We start from the raw sequence: 2,668 nt of genomic DNA on the forward strand, positions 1-2,668 counted from the left end.
GCTGTGCGAGCCCGGCCGCCAGCGCCGCGCCTGCGCTGCTGCCCGCCACCGCGATCATCGCCGCGTCGATGCCGAGTTCGGCCGCGCTCCGCGCCGCCCACTCCAGGATCGCGGCCGCATCGTCGAGTCCCGCCGGGTACGGGTGTTCGGGCGCCAGCCGGTAGTCCAGCGACAGCACGGTGCACCGTCCGCGGCGGGCCAGCTCGACGCACTGCCGATGATCGGTGTCGAGGTTGCCGAGTACGAACGCACCGGAATGGCAGTAGATCACCGCCCCCGACCCGGGGGCGCCACCACGGTAGATCCGCACCGTGACGTGGTGGCCCTGCGGTACGGCGACCTCACGCTGCTCGATCTCCACACCGACGGTGTCGAGCGTCCTGGCCGTTTCGCCTCGCCGTTGGTTCAGCGAGTCCCGCACGACGCCGAGAAGGTGCGGTGACAGGTCGGTGCGCGCGGTAGCGAGGTGGCGCAGGGCCGGGTCGAGGCGCTCGACGAAGTCGTGGTCGGTCACGGCGGGCCTACTGTTGTGCCGCGGTCTGGGCGACGACCCGGATGGCCGGCCTGCGCTGCGGTTCGGCGAAGACGTAGTCGCCGGGCCTGAACAAGCGGGTCAGCTGCCAGAACATGCGGGCGCTGCGCGGCCACTGGGTGACCACGCGGCCGTTGGCGGCGCGGAAGTAGTTGCTGCAGCGGGTCAGCCACACGGTGCCCTGCATCCAGGTGTCGATCCAGTTCAGGTAGCGCGTCATCACCTCGGACCGTACCTCGACGTAGTTCCGTTTCCTGCGCCGCATGTGTCGCAGCGCGCGCACGATGTAGCGCGCCTGCGCCTCCAGGATGAAGATCACGCTGTTGGAGCCGACGTTGGTGTTGGGCCCGTAGAGCATGAAGAAGTTGGGATAGCCGGGCACGCTCATCCCGAGGTAGGCGAACGCGCCGTCGCGCCAGGTCTCGCTCAGCAGTGCCCCGTCCGCGCCACGTACCTCGATCTGCCCGAGGTAGTCCGCGGCGGCGTAGCCGGTCGCACAGAGAACGACGTCGACGTCGAGCTCGGTGCCGTCCTCGGTGAGCAGCGAGCGCGCCCGGAGCCCGCGTGCGGGACTGGAGACCACCTCGACGTGCGGCTGCGTCAGCGTCTGCAGGTAGTCAGTGGCGAACACCAGCCGCTTGCATCCCAGCGGATGGTCCGGCGTCAGTTTGGCGCGCAGCGCGTCGTCGGTCACCGTCGCTTCCAATGAGCGCAGCGCGATGTTCTTGAACTCCTGGGTCTTGTCGCTGCCGTGCTCGATCACCGAGATGTTGGACTCGCTGCGCAACCACAGCCGGGTCCGGTAGATCTTCTTGGCCAGCGGGATATGGGCGAACATCCACTTCTCGCGTTCGCTGTACTCCCGGTCGGGTTTGGGCAGCACCCAGGTCGGCGATCGCTGCACCGAATACACCTTCGCGGCCTTCTTGGCGACTTCCGGGACCAGTTGCGCAGCAGTCGATCCGGTACCCAGCACGGCCACCCGGGCCCCGGTCAGGTCCACCGACGGGTCCCACCGCGCGGTGTGCATGATCGTCCCGGTGAACGGTTCCTCCTCGACGAGGTCGGGCATCACCGGCCGGGTGAACATCCCGACGGCCGAGACCACGACGTCGAAGGTGTGCTCGTCGCCGGTGGCGGTGGTCAACCGCCAGGTGCGGGACTCGGGGCTCCAGTGCGCTGACACGATCTCGGTGTTACACCGCAGGTGGTCCCGCAGGCGGTGGCGCCCCGCGCAGCGTTCGAAGTAGTCCAGGATCTCCTTCTGCCCCGACCACAGCCGGGACCAGTGGGCGTTCAGGTCGAACGAGTACGAGTACAGGTGCGACTTCACGTCGCACGCCAGACCCGGATAGGTGTTGATCCGCCACGTGCCGCCGACACCGTCTTCCCGGTCGAAGATCGTGAAGTCGTGGAATCCGGCCTTGCGCAGCAGGATTCCGAGAGCCAGACCTCCGGGTCCGGCGCCGATGATCGCTACGGACAGCGTGTGGGCCATGGGGATCGTCATCCAATCTTGAGGGACTGCCCACCGTCGACGATGAGCTCCGAACCGGTGATGAAGGTGGCGTGCTCGGAGACCAGGAACGCGACCGCGTCGGCGATCTCCGCGGGCTTGCCGATGCGGCCCGTCAACGCCGAGTCGGCCAGCCGCGACTGGGTGGCCGGGTCGAGCATCGGGGTTTCGACGGGGCCCGGGAACACCGCGTTCACCCGGATCCCGGCCGGGGCCAACTCGACCGCCGCGACCTGGGTGAGACCACGCAGGGCCCATTTCGACGAGCCGTAGGCGCTGTGGTTCGGGAACGGCCGGACCGCCCCGGTGCTGCAGGTGTTCACGATCGAGGCGTTCGGCGCGCCGCGCAGGTGCGGCAGCGCGGCCTGGATAGCGAGGAAGGGGCCCAGGCAGTTGACCCGCCAGCTGCCTTCGAAGCCGGCGGCCGTCTCGTCGGACAGTGACGCACGGTGCAGCACACCGGCGTTGTTGACCAGCGTGGTCAGCGCGCCGAACCTGTCGAGCACCGCCGCGACCCCGTCGGCCCACTGCTGTTCGGAGGTGACGTCCAGCTCCACCGCCATCGCGCGGTCGGCCCCGAGTTCGTCGACGGTCTGTCGCAGTTCGTCGACGAGCCGGTC

Annotated in this window: 3 protein-coding genes; all 3 read right to left on the minus strand. The window is 68.9% G+C overall.

Translation table 11 applies throughout. The annotated features are described in order from the left end of the window. Window positions 1–514, minus strand: a 514-nt coding sequence (locus tag MVA01S_RS29470; protein WP_159426388.1) for an alpha/beta hydrolase fold domain-containing protein, incomplete at its 3' end; no start/stop codon positions are given. A gap of 7 nt (window positions 515–521) precedes the next feature. Further along, window positions 522–2,030, minus strand: a complete 1,509-nt coding sequence (locus MVA01S_RS29475) for a flavin-containing monooxygenase (RefSeq protein WP_003933238.1) — start codon at window positions 2,028–2,030, stop codon at window positions 522–524. Window positions 2,031–2,038: 8 nt separating this feature from the next. Beyond that, window positions 2,039–2,668: SDR family NAD(P)-dependent oxidoreductase (locus MVA01S_RS29480; RefSeq protein ID WP_060941821.1), on the minus strand; the 630-nt coding region annotated here is incomplete at its 5' end.

The organism is Mycolicibacterium vaccae NBRC 14118 = CIP 105934 (assembly GCF_001552715.1).
Classification (GTDB): domain Bacteria; phylum Actinomycetota; class Actinomycetes; order Mycobacteriales; family Mycobacteriaceae; genus Mycobacterium; species Mycobacterium vaccae.